Source organism: Allochromatium warmingii (assembly GCF_900107145.1).
Classification (GTDB): Bacteria; Pseudomonadota; Gammaproteobacteria; order Chromatiales; family Chromatiaceae; genus Thermochromatium; species Thermochromatium warmingii.
On sequence record NZ_FNOW01000081.1, the window covers coordinates 1 to 2,058 of the forward strand.

Annotated in this window: 2 protein-coding genes; both read right to left on the bottom strand. The window is 64.0% G+C overall.

Going from position 1 to position 2,058, the window contains the following annotated elements:
• Positions 1-110: 110 nt before the first annotated feature.
• Positions 111-1,196 (bottom strand): GDP-mannose 4,6-dehydratase, encoded by a 1,086-nt coding sequence (gmd, locus tag BLW10_RS13490; RefSeq protein ID WP_091335558.1) that lies wholly within the window; start codon positions 1,194-1,196, stop codon positions 111-113.
• A gap of 19 nt (positions 1,197-1,215) precedes the next feature.
• Positions 1,216-2,058 (bottom strand): GDP-L-fucose synthase family protein (locus tag BLW10_RS13495; protein ID WP_091335561.1); only part of this gene is annotated, 843 nt, incomplete at its 5' end.

Below are 2,058 nucleotides of genomic sequence, written 5' to 3' on the forward strand. Positions count from 1 at the left end.
TGCCAAGCCGGAACCAATTGCTGAACATTGATCGCTGGATTCATGCTTTTCTCCAAGCCTTTCTGGCGCGACTGTTCCTGATAATCCACGAATCATCGCGCCCGTCTCGCTCACTCATGCCGCACGAGCACCGGATAGCCCTGGGCCTGGCAGAGTGCATCGCGTTCGGCCTCTTTGAGATCCTCGCGCATCATCTCTTCGACCAGTTCTTGGAAGCCGATGCGCGGCACCCAGCCGAGTTGTTCGCGCGCTTTGGTCGGGTCGCCGAGCAGGGTTTCGACTTCGGTGGGGCGGAAGTAGCGTGGGTCGACGGCGACCCGGCAGACGCCGGTGGCGGCATCATAGCCTTTTTCGTCGACGCCCTCACCTTCCCAGCGCAGGCGGAGGCCGACGGACTCGGCGGCGTGGGTGACGAAGTCGCGCACCGAGTATTGGCGGCCGGTGGCGATGACGAAGTCTTCGGGTTGCTCCTGCTGGAGCATCAGCCATTGCATCTCGACATAGTCGCGGGCGTGGCCCCAGTCGCGTTTGGCGTCGAGGTTGCCCAGATACAGGCGCTCCTGCATCCCGAGTTTGATCCGGGCCAGGGCGCGGGTGATCTTGCGGGTGACGAAGGTCTCGCCGCGACGCGGTCCCTCGTGGTTGAAGAGGATGCCGTTGCAGGCGTAGATGCCGTAGGCTTCGCGGTAGTTGACCGTGATCCAGTAGGCGTAGAGCTTGGCCACGGCATAGGGTGAGCGCGGGTAGAAGGGGGTGGTTTCGCGCTGGGGGACTTCCTGCACCAGGCCGTAGAGTTCGGAGGTCGAGGCTTGGTAGAAGCGGGTCTTCTGTTCGAGTCCGAGGATGCGGATGGCTTCGAGCAGGCGCAGGGCGCCGAGGGCGTCGGAGTTGGCGGTGTATTCCGGCTCTTCGAAGGAGACGGCGACATGGCTCTGAGCAGCGAGGTTGTAGAGCTCGTCGGGCTGCACCTGCTGGAGGATGCGGATCAGGCTGGTGGCGTCGGTCAGGTCGCCGTGGTGGAGGATGAAGCGCCGGTCGGCGGCGTGCGGATCCTGATAGAGATGGTCGATGCGGTCGGTGTTGAACAGCGAGCTGCGGCGCTTGATGCCGTGGACTTCGTAGCCTTTCTCCAGCAGGAGTTCGGCGAGATAGCTGCCGTCCTGGCCGGTGATGCCGGTGATGAGGGCTTTTTTCATGGGTCGTGTGTCCTTGATGTCAAAGGCGGATCTGTCCCTGATGCTCCAGGAACCAGTGGTAGGTTTGACGAATGCCGTCGGCCAAGTCGATGGCGGCGCTCCAGCCCAGCTCGCGCAGGCGGGTGACGTCGAGCAGTTTGCGCGGAGTGCCGTCGGGTTTGCTCGGGTCGAAGACGAGTTGGCCTTCGAAGCCGACGACTTCGGCGACGCGATGTGCGAGTTCGGCGATGGTGACATCGACACCGGTGCCGACGTTGAGGTGTGAGCAGCGCGGGTCGACTTGGGTGCGCCAGGTATCGGGGTCGAGGTCCATGACGTGCAGGCAGGCGGCGGCCATGTCGTCGACGTGGAGGAATTCGCGCCTTGGGGTGCCGCTGCCCCAGACGGTGACGGTGGGGACGCCGTCGAGCTTGGCTTGGTGGAACTTGCGGATCAGGGCGGGCAGGACGTGGCTGTTGGCTAGGTCGAAATTGTCGCCGGGGCCGTAGAGGTTGGTCGGCATGACGCTGCGGAAGTCGGTGCCGTATTGGCGGTTGTAGGATTCGCAGAGTTTGATGCCGGCGATCTTGGCGATGGCGTAGGGTTCGTTGGTGGGTTCGAGCGGGCCGGTGAGGAGCGCGGTCTCGGGCATCGGCTGGGGGGCGAGGCGCGGGTAGATACAGGAGCTGCCGAGAAACAGCAGGCGTTCGACGCCGTGACGCTGGGCCGCCTGGATGATGTTGGCTTCGATCAGGAGGTTCTGGTAGAGGAATTCGGCTGGGTAGGTGTCGTTGGCGTGGATGCCGCCGACTTTGGCGGCGGCCAGGTAGACCTGGGTCGGGCGTTGATCGGCGAAGAAGGTCTCGACGGCGGTCTGGTCGGT